This is a genomic window from Corynebacterium atrinae (assembly GCF_030408455.1).
In the GTDB taxonomy this organism is placed as follows: Bacteria; Actinomycetota; Actinomycetes; order Mycobacteriales; family Mycobacteriaceae; genus Corynebacterium; species Corynebacterium atrinae.
In genome coordinates this window covers 2,557,324-2,581,617 of record NZ_CP046977.1, presented here as the reverse complement: position 1 = coordinate 2,581,617, position 24,294 = coordinate 2,557,324, and the positions used below count along the sequence as shown (strand labels likewise).

At 63.4% G+C, this 24,294-nt stretch carries 17 protein-coding genes; 16 read left to right on the top strand and 1 reads right to left on the bottom strand.

The annotated features are described in order from the left end of the window. The first annotated feature begins 56 nt into the window (after positions 1-56). The 5 genes from glf to CATRI_RS12465 all read left to right on the top strand — a co-directional run bounded on the left by glf (position 57) and on the right by CATRI_RS12465 (position 3,656). Positions 57-1,256 (top strand): UDP-galactopyranose mutase, encoded by a 1,200-nt coding sequence (gene glf / locus CATRI_RS12485; RefSeq protein ID WP_290218094.1) that lies wholly within the window; start codon positions 57-59, stop codon positions 1,254-1,256. An 84-nt stretch (positions 1,257-1,340) separates the two neighbouring features. Next, complete coding sequence (locus tag CATRI_RS12480; protein WP_290218091.1) at positions 1,341-1,973, top strand: arsenate-mycothiol transferase ArsC; 633 nt, start codon at positions 1,341-1,343, stop codon at positions 1,971-1,973. A gap of 19 nt (positions 1,974-1,992) precedes the next feature. Continuing rightward, the gene (locus CATRI_RS12475; RefSeq protein WP_290218087.1) at positions 1,993-2,445 is read left to right on the top strand and encodes a phosphatase PAP2 family protein; all 453 of its coding nucleotides are present in this window, start codon (positions 1,993-1,995) and stop codon (positions 2,443-2,445) included. Beyond that, the gene (locus tag CATRI_RS12470; RefSeq protein ID WP_290218085.1) at positions 2,442-2,849 is read left to right on the top strand and encodes a VOC family protein; all 408 of its coding nucleotides are present in this window, start codon (positions 2,442-2,444) and stop codon (positions 2,847-2,849) included. The genes CATRI_RS12475 and CATRI_RS12470 overlap by 4 nt, the downstream gene beginning before the upstream one ends. Positions 2,850-3,023: 174 nt before the next feature. Next, positions 3,024-3,656, top strand: a complete 633-nt coding sequence (locus CATRI_RS12465; RefSeq protein ID WP_290218083.1) for a three-helix bundle dimerization domain-containing protein — start codon at positions 3,024-3,026, stop codon at positions 3,654-3,656. Positions 3,657-3,758: 102 nt separating this feature from the next. Here CATRI_RS12465 and CATRI_RS12460 read toward each other — a convergent pair whose 3' ends face one another. Further along, positions 3,759-5,183 (bottom strand): DUF5129 domain-containing protein, encoded by a 1,425-nt coding sequence (locus tag CATRI_RS12460; RefSeq protein ID WP_290218081.1) that lies wholly within the window; start codon positions 5,181-5,183, stop codon positions 3,759-3,761. A gap of 74 nt (positions 5,184-5,257) precedes the next feature. On the opposite strand from CATRI_RS12460, the gene CATRI_RS12455 reads away from it, so the two are divergent. From CATRI_RS12455 to CATRI_RS12405, 11 genes are all read left to right on the top strand, one after another. Continuing rightward, complete coding sequence (locus CATRI_RS12455) at positions 5,258-7,252, top strand: glycosyltransferase (RefSeq protein WP_290218078.1); 1,995 nt, start codon at positions 5,258-5,260, stop codon at positions 7,250-7,252. Next, positions 7,249-7,752, top strand: a complete 504-nt coding sequence (locus CATRI_RS12450) for a phosphatase PAP2 family protein (RefSeq protein WP_290218074.1) — start codon at positions 7,249-7,251, stop codon at positions 7,750-7,752. The genes CATRI_RS12455 and CATRI_RS12450 overlap by 4 nt, the downstream gene beginning before the upstream one ends. Continuing rightward, positions 7,749-8,729 carry a decaprenyl-phosphate phosphoribosyltransferase gene (locus CATRI_RS12445; protein WP_290218072.1) on the top strand — a complete coding sequence of 327 codons (981 nt, stop codon included), beginning with the start codon at positions 7,749-7,751 and terminating at the stop codon, positions 8,727-8,729. Before CATRI_RS12450 ends, CATRI_RS12445 begins: the two co-directional genes overlap by 4 nt. A gap of 30 nt (positions 8,730-8,759) precedes the next feature. Next, positions 8,760-10,721, top strand: a complete 1,962-nt coding sequence (locus CATRI_RS12440) for an arabinofuranosyltransferase AftB family protein (RefSeq protein WP_290218069.1) — start codon at positions 8,760-8,762, stop codon at positions 10,719-10,721. Positions 10,722-10,909: 188 nt separating this feature from the next. Further along, positions 10,910-11,926 carry an alpha/beta hydrolase gene (locus CATRI_RS12435; RefSeq protein ID WP_290218066.1) on the top strand — a complete coding sequence of 339 codons (1,017 nt, stop codon included), beginning with the start codon at positions 10,910-10,912 and terminating at the stop codon, positions 11,924-11,926. A gap of 363 nt (positions 11,927-12,289) precedes the next feature. After that, on the top strand, positions 12,290-14,230 hold the full coding sequence (locus tag CATRI_RS12430) for an alpha/beta hydrolase-fold protein (protein ID WP_290218064.1): 1,941 nt from the start codon (positions 12,290-12,292) through the stop codon (positions 14,228-14,230). After that, the gene (locus CATRI_RS12425) at positions 14,230-14,718 is read left to right on the top strand and encodes a hypothetical protein (protein ID WP_290218062.1); all 489 of its coding nucleotides are present in this window, start codon (positions 14,230-14,232) and stop codon (positions 14,716-14,718) included. The genes CATRI_RS12430 and CATRI_RS12425 overlap by 1 nt, the downstream gene beginning before the upstream one ends. Positions 14,719-14,722: 4 nt before the next feature. Then, the gene (locus tag CATRI_RS12420; protein WP_290218059.1) at positions 14,723-15,634 is read left to right on the top strand and encodes a cutinase family protein; all 912 of its coding nucleotides are present in this window, start codon (positions 14,723-14,725) and stop codon (positions 15,632-15,634) included. Positions 15,635-15,781: 147 nt separating this feature from the next. Next, positions 15,782-17,632 carry a FadD32-like long-chain-fatty-acid--AMP ligase gene (locus CATRI_RS12415; protein ID WP_290218057.1) on the top strand — a complete coding sequence of 617 codons (1,851 nt, stop codon included), beginning with the start codon at positions 15,782-15,784 and terminating at the stop codon, positions 17,630-17,632. 151 nt (positions 17,633-17,783) lie between these two features. Beyond that, a complete protein-coding gene (gene pks13 / locus CATRI_RS12410; RefSeq protein WP_290218054.1) occupies positions 17,784-22,592 on the top strand; it encodes a polyketide synthase Pks13 in 4,809 nt (1,602 codons plus the stop codon). Between the two features lie 25 nt (positions 22,593-22,617). Continuing rightward, complete coding sequence (locus tag CATRI_RS12405) at positions 22,618-24,168, top strand: acyl-CoA carboxylase subunit beta (protein ID WP_290218051.1); 1,551 nt, start codon at positions 22,618-22,620, stop codon at positions 24,166-24,168. Positions 24,169-24,294: the final 126 nt, after the last annotated feature.

Genomic DNA, 24,294 nt, shown 5'->3' with positions numbered 1-24,294 from the left:
GACGTCGAAGGTGTCGCATTGCGCGGGGTGGGCGGGCGTCGATTAGCCTGACTGGCATGACGGAAACCTATGACCTCATCGTTGTCGGCTCGGGACTATTCGGCCTTACCGTGGCCGAAAGGGCGGCTACCCAACTGGGCAAGCGGGTGCTCATCGTCGAGCGCCGCGATCACCTTGGCGGAAACGCCTACTCGGAGGCTGAGCCGAACACGGGCATCGAGATCCACAAGTACGGCGCGCACTTGTTCCATACCTCTAATAAGAAGGTGTGGGACTACGTCAACCAGTTCACGGATTTCACGGGTTACCAGCATCGTGTCTTCGCCATGCACGACGGCACGGCGTACCAGTTCCCCATGGGCCTGGGGCTGATTAACCAGTTCTTCGGCCAGTACTACTCGCCCGACGAGGCGAAGGCTTTGATCAAGGAGCAGGCCGCCGAGATCGATTCCGCCGACGCGACCAACCTGGAAGAAAAGGCGATCTCGCTCATCGGCCGCCCGCTCTACGAGGCGTTCATCCGCGATTACACCGCCAAGCAGTGGCAGACGGACCCCAAGAACTTGCCGGCGGGCAACATCACTCGTCTGCCCGTCCGCTATACCTTCAATAACCGCTACTTCAATGACACCTACGAAGGCCTACCGGTCGACGGCTATGCTGCCTGGCTGCAGCGCATGGCGGACAATGAGCTTATCGACGTCGCCCTGGACACCGACTGGTTCGTCGTGCGCGACGAGCTGCGCGCAGCGTCCCCCGACGCCCCGGTCATCTACACCGGCCCCCTCGATCGCTACTTTGACTACTCCGCCGGCGAACTGGGCTGGCGCACGCTCGACTTCGAAACCGAGGTGCTGGAGACGGGCGACTTCCAGGGCACGCCGGTGATGAACTACAACGATGCTGAGGTTCCTTACACCCGCATCCACGAGTTCCGTCACTTCCACCCGGAGCGCGAGGACGTCTATCCCAAGGACAAGACGGTCATCATGAAGGAATACTCCCGCTTCGCCGAGGAGGGCGACGAGCCCTACTACCCGATCAACACCCCCGACGATCGTGAGAAGCTCCTGGCCTACCGCGAGCTCGCCGCCGCGGAAGCCCGCGATAACCAGGTGCTTTTCGGTGGTCGGCTGGGAACGTACCAGTACCTGGACATGCACATGGCCATCGCTTCGGCGCTGACGATGTTCGAGAACAAGCTGGTGCCCTTCTTTGACGAGGGTGCGGCACTTGAGCAGGGGCGCGGCCACTAAAGGCGACTTGTCACAGCCCCCGGGGTGCCTTAAGGTTAACTGCAGGTTAACAAAATAGAAACAGCGCTCCCCGGGAGGCACGCCATGAGCACCACGTCCAACGACCGCTACGCCATCGTCCGCGAAGACATGCACCGCCGTTACGGGCAATACTTCTACGCCGGAACCATCGATGAGCTCATGGATAAAGCCATCGCGGAGGCCGAGGCCCGCGCAAAAATCGAGACGTTCTTGCCCATCATCGTCGAGCGCGAGGTATCGGAGGAGCTCGAAAGCCGCGCCGAGGCCGCCGGTCGCAGCGGTACCGCCCGCCCGGAGGTGCTGTTCGTCTGCGAGCGTAACGCCGGTCGTTCGCAGCTCGCCTCCGCCATCATGAATCACGTCATCGGCGATCGCGTTTTCGTCCGCTCCGTCGGCCTCAACCCCGTCGGCGGGATTGACCCGCAGGTCATCGAAGTGCTGGAAGAGCGCGGCATCCCTAACGCCCACCTGTACCAAAAGGAAATCGTCCCCCGCACGGTCCACCGCTCCAGCGTCATTGTGCTCATGGGCGTCGACGAGCTCCCCGGCATCCCGGGCGATCGCATCGAGCGCTGGGATATCGCCGACCCCGCCGGCAAATCCCTCGATGAAGTCCGAGCCATCGCCGATGACATCGAGGCCCACATCAAGGATCTTGTCGTTGAGCTGGGGAAGTCCAACTTCAGCGCCGTGTAGCTAGCTTTTCGACGCCCCCGTGCTCACCGTCCTGAGCCACCTCACCGGCCCCACGGCGATGGCCCTGCTGGCCATCGTCATCGCGGCGGTGCAGGTCCTGCGCACTCGCCAGGTGTGGTGGGTGGCAGCACCGGTGGCGGTGCTCGTCGCCAATCTGTTGAGCCACCTGCTCAAGGCGGTGATCGGGCGGGATCGGCCGCCGGTTGAGGGCCGGCTCATTGAGGAAACTAACTTCGCATTCCCCTCCGGCCATGCCACCGCGGTCGCTGCGCTGGCTACGATGCTCACCGTGTGGTGGTGGCCGCGCCATCGCTGGGCCATCGGCCTGGCCTGGCTGGCAGTGCTGTTCGTCTGCTGGACCCGGCTCTACCTGGGAGTTCATTGGGTAACTGACTTGCTTGGTGGCCTAGTCCTGGGTGGCGCGGTTTCCCTGGCCACGTGGCAACTTTTCCGGCCTAGAATCAAACCATGACTACGTGGATCAATCCCTACCTGCAGTTCCTTGGTAATGCCCGCGAGGCGATGACCTTTTACCACTCCGTCTTCGGTGGCCAACTCGACATCGCTACCGGGGCTGACTTCGGCGTGCCTGATGATGACGAGAGGATCATGCACGCCCACCTCGAAACTGCTGATGGCTGGACCTTCATGGCTTCCGATTGCGATGACACGGATGGTGAGGGCGACGGAAATCCCTCCCGCAGCCTGTGCATCGGATCCGACCGCCCCAACCCCGCGGCCCTCGAGTGGTTCGACGCGCTCGCCGAGGGCGGCGAGGTCCACATGCCTTTGGAGAAGCAGGCGTGGGGATCTCTCTACGGGCAGGTGCGCGACCGTTTCGGGGTGCTGTGGATGTTCAACCTCGTGGCCGATTAACCTTAAGTTAACGAAAGATGAACCGCTGTGACCTGCGGTTATGTTGCGGGTTGAGATAAAACCGCTGGATAATGCTTGCCGGGCGCGCCTTGAGTAACGTAAGGTGAACGCAAGGTTAACAACCGGGGTGAGGGAATTAACCTTTCTCCCCGCACACGAAAGCGAGCATTCATCATGAACAACAACTCTTTCTTCCTCGTCCGCCGCGACCTCTACACCCGCTACGGCCACGCCTGCGACGCGCGGATCATTGACTCCATCCTGGACAAGGTCATCACCCGTCACACTGCGACGGCGAAGGTGACTGATTTTCTCCCCATCTTCATCGCCCGCGATGCCGCCGAGCAGATCGAAGACCACGCCTGGACACATGGAGACGTTGGAACACCACGGAAGAAGATCCTCTTCGTTAACCGCAGTAACGCCCCCGTCGCCGTCCTGGCCGCCGGCCTTGCTCGCCGCCTGAGCAACAATGGCGTCGTAGCAACCACCGCCGCTACCCACCCGGAAAACCGCGAAGATAACCTCATCGAATGGGTCATCTCTGAGCGTGGCCTTGCAGGTGCCGCGGTGAGCGCCCACGACCGAACCCTCGATGCCCCCGACCTGGTTGTCTACCTCGGAATGGATGAGGACGCTGATCTGCCAGGGCGCCGCTACGTGCACTGGGACGTTTCTCACACCGACGGTATGGACCTGACTGCTACTCGTCAGTTTGCTGATGAGCTCGAAGGCGCCGTCGCCCGCCTCCTCCAGGACCTCGACATCCGTCCCCTCGCACAAGATGCGGAGCCCCTGGCGGCTTAACCGGAACGCAGGTGCCAAAATTCTCTAGAATGCGCGTGCCCTCCTGACGTTTTCCCAGTTCGCGAGCAGACGGGTTCCACATTCTAGAGAATTTGTGCAACCCTAGAACCCGCGCGACCCGCCCCCGCCGGAGAAGCCGGGACTGGAGTAGCCGGTCGTCGCGCTAGACGATGACGCGGCCGCGGCATGCGCCTCCACGTCTTGGTGATGCCACGCGCTGGTGATGGCGAACGGCACATATCCCTGGAAGCCGTAGCCGGGGCGCCACGTCGATTCCCACAGCGCCGGTGCGTGGTGTTCGTCGGAGGCCTCGACGTCGGAAGCGTCGTAAAGGCGTTTCGTGGCGGCCTCGACGAGGACGCGATGCCTGGTCAGCAGGTCGGCGAAGCGGTCCATAAAGCTGGGAGCCTCCAGGTCTGAGCGCAGGGCAACGACATCGCGGCCGAGTTCTTCGAGCTGGGGAACCAAATCGGACTCGGGTTCGGCGGCGAGTGCTTCGAGGATGTCTTCGTGGAGTGTGCTGAGCTCTCGCCTACGCACTGAGGCATCGCCGTGTTCCATGCTGGCGAGCATTTCGATATTCTCTTCCGCCGTGGTCAGTCGGGTGAGCTTCTCATGCGCGCTGGATATCCGCGCAGCGTGGGAGCGGAAGCGCTTGTCATCGGAGGAGGCGCTGAGCTCGCCCAGGGCATCCATGTCGGAGTGAATGGCGAGGAAGCCGTCGCGGACTTCTGCCCACTGCCGCCTTAAGGCATCGTTGGCCAGGGGGGAGGTCAGTGAGGTGGCCCGAACGTCGATGGCGGGTAGCTCTTGGGCCACGCGCCCGTAGTTGCGTTGCAGGTCGTCGAACTGGGAGCGGGCGGTTGCTGCCTTGTTCTTGCGGCTGCGGGCTACCATGGCACCGCCGAGGCCAACGGCCGCGACCCCGCCGAGGCCGGTGAGACCGGCGGCAAGGTAGAGGCCCGTGTTGTCTCCAGACCCGCCACCGCCGTTGTTACGGGTGGCCGTCGGATCGGCCGCTGCCATGGCGCCTTGGAGGAGGCCGGCGGCCCAGTTGCCGTCCTTGAGCGGGGGTTCCATGCGGTCGAGGATGCCGTCGAGGCGGCCGGACTCGTAGAGGCCGATCGAGGCGCAGACGTCATCTCCGCAGTACACGCCCATTCTTTTAGGATCCAGTCCCACGGCGACGAGGAGGTGGCCAGGTGCCCATTTGTCGCCGTCGGCGGAAATGAGGTCGGGGCGGTCTTGTTTGGCGTAGTCCAGGACGGTGTCGTTGAGGTTGTCGTCGTTGGTGGCGAACAGCAAGTAGTTCACTGTGGTGACATCGGCGGGCAGGGGGATGGTGGGGGTTTGGGAGGTGAGTAGGTCGACGTCGCCGGGGCTGAGTTCACCGGCGAGGTCGACGACGTCGACCTGGGCGACCGATGTGGATTGGGCGGTAGCGGGAGGGGAGGCGTCGATAAGCAGGGGAGAAGTAGCCACAATGAAGCCTAGGGCCACGAGAACTAGGAGGATTCGGCTTCTCATGAACGCGATGTTACGCAGGTGCATTGCGTGTGTGACGCGAAAAGTCGGTCCCGCGCACTACCCTTAGTCGGGAGATGAATAGTCGAAAGGCAGAGTTGACGGACGTGAAGCAGACCGGAGCCCAAAACGTGCGCGAGATGTTGCAGCGGATTTTGCTGCCCAAGCGTGGTGAGCCACATGATGTGCGCAGCCTCTACCTGCTCGAGGCGGAGCAGAATAAGGATCGCCTGACCTGGTCTGATCGGGTGACGGTGACGGTTCCGGCTGGTGCCGAGGCGTCCTTTGAGACGTATTTCAACGCCTTCCCGGCGAGCTATTGGCGGCGCTGGTCGCAGCTGGATCATGTGCTGCTGCGGATGAACGTGGCTGGTACGGCGAGCGTGGATGTGTATCGCTCGAAGATTGATGGGACGCGCGTGTCGGTCGATGGCCAACTCGTCGTCGACGATGTCGTGGAGTTTTCCATCCCGCTGTCTCATTTCGAGGATGGTGGTTGGCTGTGGTTCGACGTGACGGCGGAAACGGCGACGACGATCACTGAGGCCGGCTGGTATTCGGACCAGGAGCCGGGGCCGCAGACGATGCCGGATGGCACGCAGGTTGGCCCCTTCGATAAGCGCGCCACCGTCGGTATCCCGACGTTCAACCGCCCGGCCGATGCGGTCGCCGCCTTGCAGGCGTTGGCGGAGGACCCGCTTGTCGACGCCGCGATCGACGCCGTCATCATGCCCGATCAGGGCAATCAGCATCCGGCCGATTTCCCCGGCTACGACGAGGCGGTTGCCCACTTCGGCGAGCGTTTCCACGAGTTCCGCCAGGGCAACCTCGGCGGCTCGGGCGGCTATTCGCGCATCATGTTTGAGGCCCTGGGTGATGGCCCGGCGGGTGCGGCGCAGTCCCCGTTCATTTTGTACATGGATGACGACATTGCCATCGAGCCTGAGTCGATCCTCCGGGCCATCCAGGTTGGCCGTTATGCGGCCAGCCCCATCATCATCGGCGGCCAGATGCTCAACCTGCAGGAACGCAGCCAGCTGCGCACCATGGGCGAGATCGTCGGCGGCACGGATTTCATGTGGGGCAAGGCCCCGCACTCGGTGGAGGATCACGATTTCGCCGCCTACCCGCTCAACTACCTCGGTGATCCGCGCGATGCGAAGGACCCGGACGCGATCAACTCCCGCGACCTGCACCGCCGCATCGACGTCGATTACAACGGCTGGTGGATGTGCATGTTCCCGCGCGTCGTTGCGCAGGCCAACGGCCAGCCGCTGCCGCTGTTCATTAAGTGGGATGACACGGAATATTCGCTTCGCGCCGCCAAGAAGGGTTTCCCGACGGTGACCTGGCCGGGCGTTGCTATTTGGCACATGGCCTGGACCGACAAGGATGATGCGATTGACTGGCAGGCGTACTTCCACCTGCGCAACCGCCTCATCGTTGCGGCACTAAACTTCGACGGCCCGGTCGAGGGCATCATCACGAGCCTGCGCAAGTCCATGTTCAAGCACCTGATGTGCATGGAGTACTCCACGCTGGCCATCCAGCTGGAGTCCATGCGCGACTTCCTGGCCGGCCCGGACCAGCTCTTTGACATCCTTGAGTCTTCCTTGCCGCGCATCGCCGCTATCCGCAAGGACTATCCTGACGCCGTCGTCATCCCCTCTTCCTCTGAGCTGCCGCCGGTCTCTGGCGCGCCGGGAGTGCCCATGAAGGATGTGGGCGGCCGCTTGAACAAGGTGCGCAAGTTGAATTGGCTCATCAAGGGCCTCAAGCATTCGCTGAGCCAGGAAGACCCGCGCCACCACGAGGTGCCGCAGGCCAACCTCTCGCCGGATCAGGCGCGCTGGTTCACGCTCTCGCGTCTTGACGGTGCGACCGTCACCACCGCTGGCAACAACGGCGTGTCCTTCCGTAAGCGTGACCGCGCCAAGGCGAAGGAACTGCTCAAGCAGACGTGGGAGTTGCAGTCGGAGATCGAAGAGCGTTTCGATGAGATGCGGGAGCGCTACCGCGCGGCCGAGCCGCGGCTGGTCAGCCGCGAGTCCTGGGGGGAGATTTTCCGGTGAAGTCCGAGGTAGATCTGCTCGTCGGCCTCCAGGAGGTCCTTGCCGACCGGCCCGGCCTCGTGCCTGGGGCCCGCGCCCTATCTCACTTTGGTGAGCACGCGCTCGGGTGGATGGCCCTGGCCGCGCTCGGCGCGGCGGTGGACGAACGGCGGCGTCGGCAGTGGGTGGGCGTGGGCGTGTCTGCCTTCGCCTCGCACGCGGCATCCGTGGTGATCAAGCGGGTCGTGCGGCGTCAGCGCCCCCATGATCCACGCATCCGCGTGGGCGTGGGCACGCCGTCGCGCCTGTCGTTTCCTTCGTCACACGCCACGTCCACGGCCGCGGCGCTGACCTCGCTGTCTAGCCTCAGCGGTTCGACGATTCCGCTGGCGGGAATTCCGGTGATGATGGTCTCGCGTATGGTCCTGGGGGTGCATTACCCGACTGATACTCTCGCGGGCGCCTTGCTGGGCGTTGTGACGAGCCGCGCAGTCACCACGATCGAGAGGAAGATAGCGTGACCGAGGAAAAGACGGGGATCTTTCAATCTGAGCCCCATACCGAGGGAATCGACAACACGCGCAAGCGCCAGCCGCCGAAGAACCTGCCCGATGCGATGATCAAGGCCCTGCGGCCGAAGCAGTGGGTTAAGAATGTCCTGGTTGTTGCGGCTCCTGCCGCTGCCGGCGCGGAAGCGCTTCTCGACGGCCGCACGCTTGTCGACGTTCTCCTCGCCTTCGTTGTCTTCTGCCTCGCTGCCTCGTCGATCTACCTGGTCAATGATGCCCGCGATGTCGATGCTGACCGCGAGCACCCCACGAAGAAGTTCCGCCCGATCGCCTCTGGAATGCTGCCGATCAACCTGGCGTATGCCATGGCAGTGGTCCTCATCATTGCCTCCGTGGGATTGTCCTTCCTCGCTTCCTCCGGGTGGGGGCTGGCGGTTGTGGTGGCGGTGTACATCGCCTTGCAACTGGGATACTGCTTCGGCTGGAAGCACCTGCCCGTGATTGATATTGCTCTGGTGTCCTCCGGTTTCATGCTGCGTGCGATGGCCGGTGGCGTGGCCGCCGGGATCGAACTGTCGCAGTGGTTCCTACTGGTCGCCGCCTTCGGTTCGTTGTTCATGGCCTCCGGCAAGCGCTATTCGGAGCTGTTGCTCGCCGAGCGGACGGGCAAGAAGATCCGCAAGTCCCTCCAGGGCTATACCCCGACCTACCTGCGATTTGTGTGGACGCTGGCCGCCACCGCCGTCGTCATGAGCTACGCCCTGTGGGGTTTCCAGCTGTCCAACGCCGTCGAGGGTGCCGCCGCCGTGTGGTACCAGGTCTCCATGGTTCCGTTCACCATCGCGATCCTGCGTTATGCCGCGGACGTGGACCGCGGGGCCGGCGGAGCCCCGGATGAGATGGCTCTGTCGGACCGTGTCCTGCAGGCGCTGGCCCTCCTCTGGGTTGTGTGCATTGTCCTGGCGGTCTACTTGGTGCCTGCGCTCTAAGCCGATTTCACCCTGGTAACATCTGCCACCATGACCACAGCAGTTCGGGAGGGTTCCCGCCGAGCACAGACCTCGCTCATCGGCCGCGGAACCATCACCGGATGGTCGGCTCTTGCAGGGGTGCTCGCTTTGGGAGTCCTCGCCTTCGTGGGGGGCTGGACCCGCCGCTGGATGAGCGATGATGGGCTCATCGTCTTGCGTACTGTTCGCAACCTCTTGGCCGGGAACGGCCCCGTCTTCAACGCCGGTGAGCGGGTCGAGGCGAATACCTCGACCCTGTGGCAGTACCTTATCTATCTCGTCGCGCTGGTATCGGATGCCCGGCTTGAGATCATCGCCATGTGGCTGGCCCTCATCTTCACCACCGCGGCCTTGGCCATCGGTGCTTGGGGAACGGCGCGGCTTTATCGTCGGCACCACGCCGTCGTGCTCCTTCCGGTCGGCGGGCTCATCTATTTCGCGGTTCCTCCCGCGCGTGACTTCGCCACCTCGGGACTCGAGTGGGGTCTGAGCCTGTTCTGGATTGCCGTGCTGTGGTGGTTGCTGGTGTCCTGGGCGACCCCCACGGCGACGTCCGGTCGCCACCATGCCGCCTCCGGAGTCGATTCCCTTGTCTATTGGTTGGCGTTCTGGTGTGGGCTGTCTTGGCTCGTCCGCCCGGAGCTGGCTCTCTACGGTGGCCTCGTCGGCCTGCTCATCCTCATTGGCACCTCCAGTTGGAATGGACGCGCGCTCGTCATGGCGGCGGCGCTGCCCGTCCCACTCGGCTACCAAATCTTCCGCATGGGCTACTACGGGCTGATCACCCCGCACACGGCAGTGGCCAAGTCGGCCAGCGATGCTCAGTGGGCTAATGGCTGGGCTTACGCCCGTGACCTCTCCGAGCCCTACTACCTGTGGATTGCGTTGGTCTTGGCCATAGCGATGGCGGCGATCGTCCTGTGGCGCTTGTCGACGTCCTCCGTACCCCACCACTCCGACCAGCCAGCGCTGGCGCGCACTCCCGGCGCAGCCATCGGGTTGATCCTGCTTGCCGCCGCACTCCACGCCACCTATGTGCTGCGAGTTGGTGGTGACTTCATGCACGGCCGGATGCTGCTTCTCCCGCTTTTCGCGGCTTTGCTCCCCGTTCTCGTGCTGCCGGTTCTCGACCTAGCGCATTCTAGCCGTCTATTTGATGGTGCGCTTTTGTTGGCCTTCGTTGGCCTGTCGTGGTGGGGCTTGAGCGTGGTCGCCGACGGGCACACCCTTAATTGGGAGGAAGAATACGGTGATGAGCTCGGCATCGTCGACGAGCGTGACTTCTGGACGTTTGCCACCAATCGCGAGCAGGGAGATCCTCCCCTCTTAGCCACAGATTTCACAGGAAATAAGGCACTGAGGGACTATTCCTCAACAATGGAGCGGGCTGAGGCCGAGGATGCCGCGTTAATGTCGCAGTACCTGACCGGCGATCCAGCCTACTTCTCATGGATGACCAATCCGCGCCAAGACGCCACGGCAAACCTCCTCGACGGCTCCGGACTTGGAGACCTGCGTCCCACGTTGTACCACACGAATCTTGGCATGACCAGCATGAATGCTCCGTTGGACTTCCGCGTGCTCGACACCGTTGGTTTGACTACCCCGTTGGCGGCGCGCTTGCCACGAGATGAGGACGGCCGGGTCGGGCACGATAAGTGGCTTCCATTCAGCTGGCAGGCCGCCGACACGGACGCCGATATTGAGCGCCTCTATGGTTGGTATCCGCCGGAGGAAACCCGCCTAGCCCGCGAAGCTCTCCAAACACCCGAAATCGCTGACCTGCTCGCGACCTCCCGCGAGCCGATGAGCTGGGATCGTTTCTTGGCTAACCTCCGCTACTCGTTGACAGAAGGCCGCACATTGCAGATCGCGTTCGAGCCAGAAGAGGCGATCAAGGAGCTGGGGCCCCCTGATTCGGGCAGGCGCATCGCTTGGCCGACAGAAGTTTCCTTAGATACTCCCAGGTAGCGGCAATTTAGTCACGAAGTGATAACAATCAGATGAGTAAATCATCACGGCGTGGTCTAAGCTATGTCCGAGCGAAGTATGCGTGTGCGTTCTTTGACTGCCGTTAGCCGCCGTTGTTAACGATGTCTAGGTTCGTGCCGATAAACCAATCAGTGCCATCCAGAGCCACTGTAAAGCCGAGGAGAACAATGACCTTCCTGACCGGAGCCCGACGTATGAGCCGAAAGGCCATCGTCGTCTTGACCGCATTTGCCACCGCCCTAGCTCTCATGGTGTTTGTCAATGCCGGTGAAGCCAAAGCCAACCTCCGCGGCGATGCCACGGGTACCTGCGACTGGGATGGCGTGGGCTACGGCGTCCAGCGTTGTGACGTGTGGTCTGCAGCTTCTGGCCGCAACATCCCCGTCCAGATCAAGCCCGCCGCCCGCGGCGGCAACGCAGCCCTCTACCTCTTGGACGGCCTGCGCGCGACGGAGCACGCTAACGCCTGGACCGTGGACGTAAATGCCCCGGCCGTGTACGAAGGCACCAACATCACCCTGGTCATGCCCATCGGTGGTGCCGGTTCCTTCTACGCTGACTGGGAGGGTCCTGCTACCTACGACCTGAACAACCCGGTCACCTACCAGTGGGAGACCTTCCTGACCTCGGAGCTTCCCGCTTACCTGCGCAACAACTTCGGCGTCGCCCCGAACAACAACTCCATTGCTGGCCTGTCCATGGGTGGAACTGCCGCCCTGAACCTGGCTGCCAAGCACCCCGGCCAGTTCCGCCAGGCGCTGTCCTTCTCGGGTTACCTGACCCCGACCCTGCCGGGCATGCAGACCATGCTCCGCGTCGCCCTGCTCGACGCTGGTGGTTTCAACCTCAACGCCATGTACGGCAGCATTGTCAGCCCGCGTCGCTTTGAAAACGATCCGTTCCTTAACATGAACGGCCTCGCTAACTCCGACGTGTACATCTCCGCTGCTACCGGTATCCCCGGCCCGGAGGATGCCAACTACCCGGCGAACCTGAAGCTTTCTGGCGCTCCTCTGGAGATGCTGGCTCGCGTCACCACCCGCCTGTGGGAGGGCAAGGCTCGCGCTGCTGGTCTGAATGTTGCCACCGACTACCCGATCACCGGCATCCACAACTGGACTCAGTTCGGTTCCCAGTTGGAGAAGTCCAGGAACCGCGTCCTCGACGTTATGAACGCCTGGTAATCACCACGCCGCAACAGCCCCGCTTTGACCTCCCTGAGGTTGGGCGGGGCTGAAGTGATTCTCAGGTGTTTCGGTGTGTCCCACTCCCAAAAGTCTCAAGTTCAACTTAAACTTGACCGTGACCTACGGAGACGGTAGCGACCTTGGCCCACACCAAGCCTGCGACCTTCCCGCTCGGGCGACACAATCACATACGCTCCCGGAAGCTATCTGCACGCCGGGGTTGATCGATAGCACGATCCCGAGGGCGGGGAACCCCCGGGGTGGAGCTGGCCGCTTCCGCGCGGTCCTACGTCGGCGACCCTCTTGACAGCGACCGCGGGGTCATCCGAACCACGACACGAGAACAAGGACCACAACTCCATGCGCGACACCGCATTCCGTTCCCCACAGCGCGCTGGCCGCTTCCGCCAGGCCTGCTTGGCAGCTGCCGTCATTCCCACCACCGTCGCCCTCGGCCTGAGCCTCGCTCCGGTCGCGACCGCTCAGAGCTCCCGCTCGAGCCTGTCTGATCAGATCCGCCCGTCGGATCCCCCTGCGCGGACGCCCATCAGTACTGAGTACCCGACCGTCGATAACCTGCCGGCTGGCGTTTCCGTCAACCGCGTCGAGTGGCTCAGCGACCGCCGCCTCGCCATCTTCATCAATTCCGCCGCTATGCCAGATGCGCCGATCCAGGTCCAGATGCTCCTGGCCCGCGACTGGCACTCCAGCCCCAACCGCGACTTCCCGGAGGTGTGGGCCCTCGACGGACTGCGCGCCCGTGAGGATGAAAGCGGCTGGACCATCGAGACCAACATCGAGCAGTTCTACGCTGACAAGAACGTCAACGTCATCCTGCCAGTCGGCGGCGAATCCTCCTTCTACTCGGATTGGCAGCAGCCCAACAACGGCAAGAACTACAAGTGGGAATCCTTCCTCACCAAGGAGCTCATCCCGATCCTGGACAACGGCTTCCGCTCCAACAAGCAGCGCGCCGTGTTCGGTCTGTCCATGGGCGGCACCGCCGCGATGAACCTCGCCCAGCGCCACCCGCACCTGTTCTCCTTCGTCGGCTCCTTCTCCGGCTACCTGGACACCACCTCCTCCGGAATGCAGCCCGCGATTACTGCCGCGCAGCGTGACGCAGGTGGCTACGATTCCCAGGCCATGTGGGGTCCGTACAACAGCCAGGATTGGATCGATCACAACCCTCGCTTTGGCATCGGCGCGCTCAAGGACATGACGGTCTACGTCTCCTCCGGCTCGGGAACTGACGACTTTGGCAAGCCCGGCTCCGTGGCCAACAGCCCGGCCGCAGCCGCCGGCATTGGCTTGGAGATCCTCTCCAACATGACCACGCATACGTTCGTCAACGAGGCGCGGGCCGCTGGCATCGAGCCGATCGCCCACTTCCGGCCCTCCGGTGTGCACGCGTGGCCGTACTGGCAGTTCGAGATGACGCAGGCCTGGCCGCACATCGCCAACGCGCTCAAGCTCTCTGAAGAAGACCGCGGCGCCAAGTGCACCGTCGGCGGCGCCATCGCCGAGGCCGTGAAGAATGTCAACATCGGCTCCTGTGTCAACGACGAGTACGAAGCCGGCAAGGACAACGAGGGCCGTCGTCAAGACTTCCGTTCGGGCACCGCCTACTGGTCCCCGGGCACTGATGCGCACGCGCTGTTCGGCGCGATCAACGCCCGCTACAACGCCCTTGGTGGGCCGTCCGGTTGGCTCGGATTCCCGACCACGGGCGAGACCCCGACCCGGGACGGCGTCGGTCGCTTCGTCCACTTCCAGAATGGGTCGATCTACTGGAGCCCGTCCACCGGCGCTCAGGAGATCCCGGGCGACATGTTCGAGATGTGGGGAACCACCGGCTACGAGAACGGTGACCTGGGCTTCCCCACGGCACCCGCCAAGGAAGTCAACGGCGGCTTTGTTCAGCAGTTCCAGAAGGGCTACGTCGTCCGCACCAAGGACAACAAGAACTACTGGGTAGGTGGACTCATCGGCGTCAAGTACGGCGAAATGGATACCGCCAACTCCGCACTGGGCTACCCGAAGTCCAACGAGATTCGCATCAACGGCGGCGCCTTCCAGGAGTTCGAACACGGCAACATCTACTGGTCGCCCGCCACCGGCGCGAAGTTCATCAAGTACGGTGCGATCTTCGACGCCTGGGGCGCGAAGAAGTGGGAGCAGGGCGAGTACGGCTGGCCTACCGCTGACCAGGCCGGGATCCCGGCTGGCGGCGAGGTAATGGAATTCCAGCACGGCAAGATCAGCCAGGTTAACGGGGCCATCAAAGAGGAGCGAAACTAATGAGCGCCCGCGGTAGTAACCGCATCGGCCTGGCCATCATGGCCCTTGCCACCGCCGTCGTGCTCGCCGCTTGCGGCGGCACGACGGTGGAGGAGGGCTCGGTGACGGCCACCTCGGTGGCACCGCTGGAGCGGTCGACGGCGGCGTCGGAAAGCTCTTCTGCCAAGGCCAGCCCCTCTCCGACTGAGGCTCAGCCGCAAGACCAGGGCGCACGGGAAGTGGAGGAGGTGCCGGAGCAGTCTGTGCCGCGCACCAAGGAAGACCTCGCCTACCTGGAGGATCTAAGCGGTTCGGGCATCGACGTTAAGGGAGTCGAGAGCCAAATGATTGGCACTGCTGTGACCGTGTGCAATCCGGAGGGTTCGGGCATCGATGCGGTTACCGTTCCGGCGGTGGCGGGCCAGCTCGTGGAGCAAGGACGCAGCAACAAATCTCCCGAGGAGATCGCCACGCTGATTGAGAACGCGGCGCGGAAGGCGTATTGCTAGAGCGATGAGAAAGACACTCACCATCCTGGCGGTCATCGTCCTCGTCGTGGTGATCGGAGTGGGCGCGTTGCAGTTCTTCCGCACCTCCGATCAGACCCCGCCCCCGTTCGGGCAGCCACCGACCGAGGATGTGCAACAACCGGAATGGTGTCCTGCAGTGGAGTTCATCTCTGCCCCAGGCACCTGGGAGTCTTCCCCGGGAGACGATCCGGTGCACCCGACTGCGAACCCGTGGAGCTTCATGCTCTCGATCACGCAGCCACTGCAGGAGCGCTACTCGCCCGACGACGTCAAGGTATGGACGCTGCCGTATACGGCAGAGTTCCGCAACATCAACTCCCAAAACGAGATGAGCTACGACGACTCGCGGCAGGAGGGCCTAGCCAAGCTGGAAGAAGAGCTCGTCCTCACACACAGTGAGTGCCCGCTCACCGACTTCATCATGGTCGGCTTCTCCCAGGGCGCAGTGATTGTTGGCGACGTGGCCAACAAGATCGGCCAGGATAGCGGCGTAGTGCCGGCCGACCGGATCAGGGGTGTCGCCCTGATTGCTGACGGCCGCCGGGAACCTGGTGTGGGCCAGTTCCCCGGCACCTACGTCGACGGCGTCGGCGCCGAAGTTGCACTCGCCCCGCTGAATCTGCTGGTCCAGCCCATCGTCCCCGGTGCGACCATGCGCGGCCCGCGCCCGGGTGGCTACGGCTCCCTGCAGGACCGCACCTTCGACATCTGTGCCCCGAACGACAGCATTTGCGACGCCCCCCTCAATGTCGGCAATGCGCTCGATCGCGCCCTCGCGCTCGTCGCCGCCAATGGCATTCATGCTCAGTACGCCACGAATCCGGATGTTATCCCTGGCACCACGGCCAACGCCTGGGTGGTCGACTGGGCAACGGGGCTTATCGACGGCCGCTAAGCACTACTCTCGCATGTAACGAAAGTGTCACGGCGGGGGAATATTAAGAGGTATCCCGCCTCTGATACGTTGTGATGTAAAAGCATTTTTCGGATGCCACATACGTACTGAAGTGTCCCAACCAGGGGGCCAACCTTAAGGAGAAGCATGGACCTGAAAGCGGCGATGAGCCAGTTCTTCAACGAGAAGGGTGAGATCGTTCTAGCACCGCAGCTCACGCTCGCGGGCCTGGCCGAGCTGACGTACCAAGCCGATCTCCAGTACGGCGGCGGCGAGCGTCAATGCCTCCGCTTCTGGGATTTCTCCGAATCCCGTGAGGGCACCCCGGTGGACTACAACCGCACCGAGATCAACACCCGCATCAAGGCCGTCGCCGCACGCCTGCAGCAAGTGGGCAAGATCGGTGACCGCGTTGCCATCCTGGCCAACAACTCCCCGGAGTACATTTTCGGCTTCATCGGCGCCCTTTACGCTGGCATGGTCCCGGTGCCGTTGTACGACCCGAACGAGCCGGGCCACGCGGATCACCTCAAGGCTGTCTTCGCGGATTCGGAGCCGGCGTTTGTGCTGACCAACTCCACTTCCGCCGCGGCCGTGCGCGAACACTTCTCTGAGCTGCCCTCCCGGGAGCGCCCCCGCATCCTCGCGGTGGACACCCTGCCGAATAGCCTCGCCCCGTCCTACGTCAACCCGATGATGACGTTGCAGGGCCAGCAGCTCATGGCGTCCGCCACCACGATGCCGGTGGATCAGATGGCGTTTCTGCAGTACACCTCCGGTTCGACCCGCACCCCAGCCGGTGTGCAGTTGACCAACCGCTCCATCTTGACCAACGTGCTGCAGATTTTCACGGCAATTGGCCTGCGCACCCCGCTGCGTCTGGTGTCCTGGCTGCCGCTGCACCACGACATGGGCATCATTTTGGCTACCTTCGTCACCATTTTGGGACTGCCGAACGAGTTGATGACCCCGCGTGACTTCATTCAGCAGCCCAAGCGGTGGGTAGACCAGCTCAACCGTCGCGAAGGCGAGGACGGTGTCTCCATCTACACCGTCGTGCCGAACTTCGCCCTGGAATTGGCCGCCCGCTACGGCAAGCCAAAGGAGGGTGAGACCTACGACTTCTCCGCTGTTGACGGTCTGGTCGTTGGCTCCGAGCCGGTGACGGAAAAGGCCATCGAGACCTTCTTGGATACGTTCGGTGAGTACAACCTCAACCGCAGCGCCCTGCGCCCGTCCTACGGTCTGGCGGAAGCCTCGTTGCTGGTCGCCACCCCGCAGACCGACGAACGCCCGCTCGTTTCGCACTTCGACCGTGACAAGCTGGCCGAGGGCATCATCGAGTTCATCGACCGGGACTCCGACAAGGCCGCCGCATTCACCTCGAATGGCCAGGTCGTCCGCCCGCAGGCCTTGACCATCGTTGATCCGGCCACCCGCGCCGAGCTGCCCGATGGCCGAGTCGGCGAGATGTGGGCTATCGGCGAGAACATGGCCGCCGGCTACCTCGGCCGCGACGAGGAGACTGCCGATACCTTCCGGAACACGCTAGGGGAGCGCCTGGCCGAAGGATCCCGCGCTGATGGCCGTCCGGATGAAGGATGGATGGCTACCGGCGACTTGGGCGCCTTCGTCAATGGGCACCTCTACATCACCGGCCGCCTCAAGGACCTCATCGTCATCGCCGGACGTAACCACTACCCGCAGGACATCGAGTACACGGTCATGGCCGCGTCCGACCAGGTCCGCCCGGATTCCCTCGCCGCCTTCTCCATTGAGGGCGATGATGTGGAAAAGCTCATCCTCGTCATTGAGCGTGACGAGAAGGCTGATGCTGCTAACGATGCCGCTGCCGCGGAGGCCATCCGCGCCGCGGTGACCAGTGCGCACGGTGTCACCCCGGCCGACATTCGCTTCGTCGGCCCGAATGAGATTAACCGCTCTTCCTCCGGCAAGATTGCCCGCCGCGTGGTGCAGAAAGCGTACCTGGCGAACTAAACTTGGATCGTTGCTCGATGGCCTGGCGTTGGTAACGTTACTGGCCGGAGCAACGATTTAAGTCTTTATAAGCATGCCCTCGTCTGCTGACATGAGGGTCTGCGTTGTTGTGATACTGCTTAATCCCCTGTAGGAAAAGGATAAACACCGAATGAGTGTGAGCCAGACTCCCGCGACTGTCGAGAACATGACCGTCGAACAACTCCGTGAATGGCTGCGGACATGGGTCTCTACCACCTCAGGTGTCCCCATCGAGGAGATCTCCGACGCGAAGCCGATGGAGAATTTCGGACTGTCCTCCCGCGACGCCGTCGTCCTCTCCGGCGAGTTGGAGAACCTCCTTGGCGTCCAATTGGACGCCACCATCGCATACGAATACCCCACCATTGACGCGCTGGCGCAGCGCCTCGTCGACGGTGAGCCCGCTACCCGCGAGCGCACCCGACCGGTTTCTCGCCACGCAGCGTCGGGCGCATCGACCCCGGGCACGCACGACATCGCGATCGTCGGCATGGCCGGGCGTTTCCCCGGCGCCCCCAACCTGCCTGCCTACTGGGACATGCTGGTCGAGGGCCGTGATGGCACCGGCGAGTTGCCGATCGGCCGCTGGGCCGAATACGTCGCCGACGATGTCATGTCGCAGAAGATGGCCGAGCAAAACCTCGTGGGCGGCTACCTCAACGACCTCTCCTCCTTCGATGCGGAGTTCTTTGGGCTCTCCCCGCTGGAGGCCGCGAACATGGATCCGCAGCAGCGCATCATGCTCGAGGTGACGTGGGAGGCCCTGGAGAATGCTCACCTCGCGCCGAGTGAACTGCGTGGGACCTCGGTGGGTGTGTTCATCGGATCCTCCAACAATGACTACGGAATGCTCATCTCCTCGGACCCAGCGGAGGCGCACCCTTATGCCTTGACAGGAACCGCGAGCTCGATCATCCCGAACCGTATTTCCTACGCCTTCGACTTCCGCGGGCCTTCCGTATCGGTGGATACGGCCTGTTCTTCCTCCATCGTGGCGGTACACCAGGCAGTGCGGGCGCTGCGCGAAGGCGATGCCGATGTCGTCGTTGCCGGTGGTGTGAACGTCCTGGCCTCGCCCTTCGTCTCCACCGCTTTCGGTGAGCTCGGCGTGATTAGCCCCTCGGGCCACATCCATGCCTTCTCCGACGAGGCGGATGGATTTGTCCGCGCGGATGCCGCTGGCGTGCTCATCCTCAAGCGAGTTGATGATGCTCTCGCAGACGGCGACGAGATCCTCGCCGTTATTAAGGGTTCGGCCGTGAACTCGGATGGGCACTCCAACGGCCTCACCGCCCCGAACCCGGACGCGCAAATTGATGTGCTCTACCGCGCTTACAATGACGCCCAGGTAGATCCGCGCGAGGTCGACTACGTTGAGGCTCACGGCACCGGAACCATTCTCGGTGACCCGATCGAGGCCTCCGCCCTCGGCGAAGTCCTGGGCCAGGGCCGTGAAGCATCGCGTCCGACCCTGCTCGGTTCCGTGAAGTCCAACATCGGTCACTCCGAGTCGGCCGCCGGTGCCGCTGGCCTGATCAAGGTTGTGCAGGCCATGAATCACGGCGTCATCCCGCCGTCCCCGCACTTTGAGGCTCCTAACCGCTACATCGATTTCGATGCCGAGCACCTCGAGGTCGTCGAAGACCCGCGTGAGTGGCCCGAGTACTCCGGCCACAAGATTGCCGGCGTCTCTGGCTTCGGTTTCGGCGGCACCAACGGCCACCTCGTCGTTTCTTCCTTCGACCCGGCCGACTACGAGCATCAGCCGCTCGAGCGCGAAGCTCAGCTCGTCGATCCGGACCGTCCGAACGCGGTGGCCTTGCCGGTGTCTGGATTGCTGCCATCGCGGCGTCGGCAAGCAGCCGCCGACCTGGCGGATTTCCTGGAAGAGCGTGACGACGCCGCCCTCATCCCCCTGGCCCGCTCCCTCGCCCGCCGCAACCACGGGCGCTCACGCGCCGTGGTCACGGCCACCGATGTCACCGAGGCCATCAAGCGCCTGCGCCAGGTCGCGGACGGCAAGGTCTCCGTAGGGATCTCCGCTTCCGACTCTCCCGCCGCACTCGGCCCCGTTTTCGTCTACTCCGGCTTCGGTTCCCAGCACCGCAAGATGGCCAAGGAATTGATCGGCGTCTCGCCTAAGTTCCTCGCCCGCTTGGAAGAACTCGACGGTTTTGTCGATCATGAGCTCGGCTGGTCCATCCTCGACCTCGTCCGCGATGACGAGCAGACCTATGACACCGAAACCGCGCAGGTGGCCATCACCGCCATCCAGATTGCGTTGACTGATTTCCTTGCTGCCTTCGGCGCGAAGCCGGCCGCCGTCATGGGCATGTCCATGGGCGAGATCGCCGCGGCCTACGCCGCCGGTGGCTTAAGCGACCACGACGCCATGCAGATTGCCTGCCACCGTGCCCGCCTCATGGGCGAGGGCGAAAAGTCCCTGCCCGAGGACCAGCTCGGCGCCATGGCCGTGGTCGAGCTTTCCGCGGAGCAGCTCACAGAACTCAACGCAGAGGATGCCTTCGCCGACATCGAACCGGCCGTGTACGCCGGCCCCGGCATGACCACCGTGGGCGGGCCGCGCGGGCAGGTGACCGCGCTCGTCGAGAAGCTGGAGGGCGAGGGTCTGTTCGCTCGGCTACTTAATGTCAAGGGCGCGGGGCACACGAGCGCGGTTGAACCGCTGCTCGGAGAGCTCGGCTTCGAGACCGCTGGCATCACCCCGCAGCCGTTGCACACCCCGCTGTTTAGCTCCGTTGATCGCGGCGTGATCCACGAGCCGGGCGCGGTCGTCCACGACACCGACTACTGGCTGCGCATGACCCGCCAGCCCGTGTACTTCCAGGACGCCACCGCGGCCGCCTTCGCGCAGGGGCACAACACGTTGGTGGAAATTTCTCCCAACCCGATCGCCATCATGGGCATGATGAACACTGCGTTTAGCGTGGGCAAGCCCGATGCGCAGCTCCTGTACGTGCTCAAGCGCAAAATCGACTCGGCCATCTCCATCCGCGATCTCTTGGCCAAGCTCTACGTCAACGGTGCGCCGATCGACTTCTCCGTGGCTTATGGCGATGGCGCGCTGCTGCCCGCCCCGAACATCACCTGGAAGCACCAGCATTACTGGACCAACGCCCGCCCATCGAGCAACCGCGCCGCGGATTTGCCCGGGGCTCGCGTCAACCTGCCCAACGGTGGGGTGGCGTTCTCCACGAACGCTGATCAGGTGCCCTCCTCGCTCGCGCTCCTGGAACGCGCCGCCGAGCAGGTCCAGCCCGAATCGCAGCTCATCGCCGCCGAAGAGCACGCGATGCTGCCCGCCAAGGGAGAGATCACCACGCTGGTCACCCGCACAATCGGTGGCCTGTCCATCGAGGTTCACTCCATATCCCCCTCCGGCGTGACCTCCCTCGTCGCGGAGGGCTTCGCCACCGCGTTGCAGCTCGGCGCACCCACCTCTGCCCCCGGCGTCCAGGCGCCGCGAGAGAATTCGCTTATCGACGACCCCGCCACCGACGACCTCGACATCGAAGAAGTCCGTTGGGATCCCGCCTCCGGCGAAACTGTCGAGGAACGCCTGCGTTCCATCGTCTCCGAGTCGATGGGCTACGACGTTGATGACCTGCCGCGTGAGCTGCCGCTCATCGACTTGGGCCTCGATTCCCTCATGGGCATGCGCATCAAAAACCGTGTGGAGAACGACTTCCAAATCCCGCCCCTGCAGCTGCAGGCGCTTCGCGACGCCTCCGTGGCCGACGTCGTCCGCATCGTCAAGGAAGCTGTCGACGGCAAGTCCGTCGGTACCCCGCTCATCGAGCCCGTCGTATCCGCCGATGACGTGGCCGAGGCCGCCCAAGGCGTCGGCGTCGCTCCCCGCGATGCCTCCGAGCGCATGGTCTTCGGTGTGTGGGCCGGTCTCACCGGCAAGGCCCCGGCTGGGGTGACGAGCGTGCTCCCGGCGATTGACGCGGACGTCGCCAAGCAAATCGCTGAACGCCTCAGCGAGCGTTCCGGAATCGACATCTCCGCCGCCCAGGTGGCGGAGGCCGACACCCTGGAGCCGCTGGCGAACATCGTGCGCGAGGGTCTCGAGACCGAGGTCGAAGGCAACATCCGCGTCCTGCGCCCGCGCGCCGAAGGCTCAACCGCCCCGAGCGTGTTCATGTTCCACCCCGCCGGTGGATCCTCCATCGTCTACCAGCCGCTCATGCGCCGCCTGCCCGAATCCATCCCGGTCTACGGTGTCGAACGTCTCGAAGGGACGCTGGAAGAGCGTGCCGCGGCCTACGTCGATGAGATCCGCACTTACTCAGACGGTCGCCCCATCGTGCTCGGCGGCTGGTCCTTCGGCGGCGCTCTCGCTTATGAAGTCGCGTACCAACTCAAAGACACCGATGTCGACGTGGCGTTTATCGCGCTGCTGGACACTACTCAGCCTTCCGAGCCCATCCCGGACACCATCGAAGAAACCAAGGCCCGCTGGGGTCGCTACAGCGCCTTTGCCAAGCGCACCTACGGCCTCGACTTCCCCGTCCCCTACGAGATGCTGGAAACCGCTGGTGAAGAAGTGATGCTCACCATGCTGGAGCAGTTCCTCGCCACCACCGACGCCTCCGAGCACGGCCTCGCCGCCGGTGTGCTGGAACACCAGCGCGCTTCCTTCGTGGACAACCGCATTCTGGACAAGCTCGACTTTGAACGCTGGGCCGGGCTCGGCATCCCAGTCCTGCTGTTCCGCTCCGAACGGATGCACGACGGCGCCATCGAGCTCGAGCCCCGCTACGCCACGATTGACCCCGACGGTGGTTGGTCCGCTATCGTTGATCAATTGGATATTGTTCAGCTCTCCGGCGACCATCTCGCGGTCCCTGACGAGCCCGCCATCGGCATTGTTGGCGCGCACATGGCCAAGCGCATCGAGGGTCTGGACAGCTAACGAACGAAAAAGCGAGTGGTGATCAGTGACTGAGAACTCCACGGCGACTAAGCTCGCCGACCTTCGCGCCCGGCTCGACAAAGCCCAAGATCCGGGCAGCGAACGCGCCCGGGAAAAGCGCGATGCCGCGGGTCGAACGACCCCCCGGCAGCGCATCAACGCGCTTCTCGACGAAGGCAGCTTCGTTGAGGTCGGCGCCCTCGCCAAAACGCCCGGCGATCCCTCCGCGATCTACTCCGACGGCGTAGTCACCGGCTACGGAATGATCGACGGTCGACCCGTCGCCATCTACGCCCACGACAAAACCGTCTACGGCGGCTCCGTCGGCGTGGCCTTTGGCCGCAAGGTCGTCGAGGTCATGGACATGGCGATCAAGATAGGTTGCCCGGTCATCGGCATCCAAGACTCCGGCGGCGCCCGCATCCAAGACGCCGTGACATCGCTAGCGATGTACTCCGAAATCTCCCGCCGCCAAATGCCCCTTTCTGGACGCAGCCCACAGATCTCCATCATGTTGGGTAAGTCCGCCGGTGGTGCCGTGTACGCTCCCGTGACCACTGACTTCGTCATCGCAGTTGACGGCGAAACCGAGATGTACGTCACCGGCCCCGCCGTGATCCGCGAGGTCACCGGCGAGGACATCACCTCCGCCGAACTCGGCGGCGCCCGCCAGCAGGAACTCAACGGCAACATTTCCGCGGTCGTCGAAAGTGAGGACGAGGCCTTCGAATTCGTCCGCGACCTCCTCGACCACCTCCCCACCTCCTGCTTCGATGCCGCCCCCGTCTTCGCGGCCCCCACCGATGAGGACGTCGCCGAGGCCCCCGAGCTCGACCTGTTCATGCCCGACGATTCCAACGCCGGCTACGACATGCTCGACTTGCTCGGCCACCTCGGCGACGATGACAACCTGGTGGAAATTCAGGCCAACTACGCGCCCAACCTCATCACGGCATTCGGGCGTATCGATGGCCGAGCCGTCGGCTTCATCGCCAACAACCCCATGCACTTCGCTGGTTGCATCGACGCCGACGCCGCCGATAAGGGTGCCCGATTTGTCCGCATCTGCGACGCCTACAACATCCCGCTGGTGTTCGTCGTCGATACTCCCGGCTACTTGCCTGGCGTGGAGCAGGAGAAAGCCGGACTCATTCACCGCGGTGCCAAGCTGGCCTTCGCTCTCGTCGAATCGACCGTGCCGAAGGTCACCCTCATCGTTCGTAAGGCCTACGGCGGTGCTTACGCCGTCATGGGTTCCAAGAACCTCTCTGGTGACATCAACCTCGCCTGGCCGACCGCCCAGATCGCTGTCATGGGCTCCGCCGCCGCTGTGGTTATGATCCAGGGCAAGCAGCTTGCTGCCGCTCCTCCCGAGCAACGCGACTACTTGAAGAAGATCTTCATGGACTTCTACGACGAGAACATGACCAGTCCTTATGTTGCCGCGGAGCGTGGCTACATTGACGCCATGATCCAGCCGACTGAAACTCGACTGGCTTTGCGTCGCGCCCTGCGGCAATTGTCCACCAAGGAAGAGTACGACCTGCCGAAGAAGCACAACATCATGCCCATGTAGCTCGTTGTGTAACGAACTGATAACCTCCGCACGATGTAGTCCATGTACCAGCCCCAAATTTTCTCTAGGAGTTAATCCCTATGCTCAGCAGCATTCTTGATCTGTCCGGTGACATCCTCAACTACG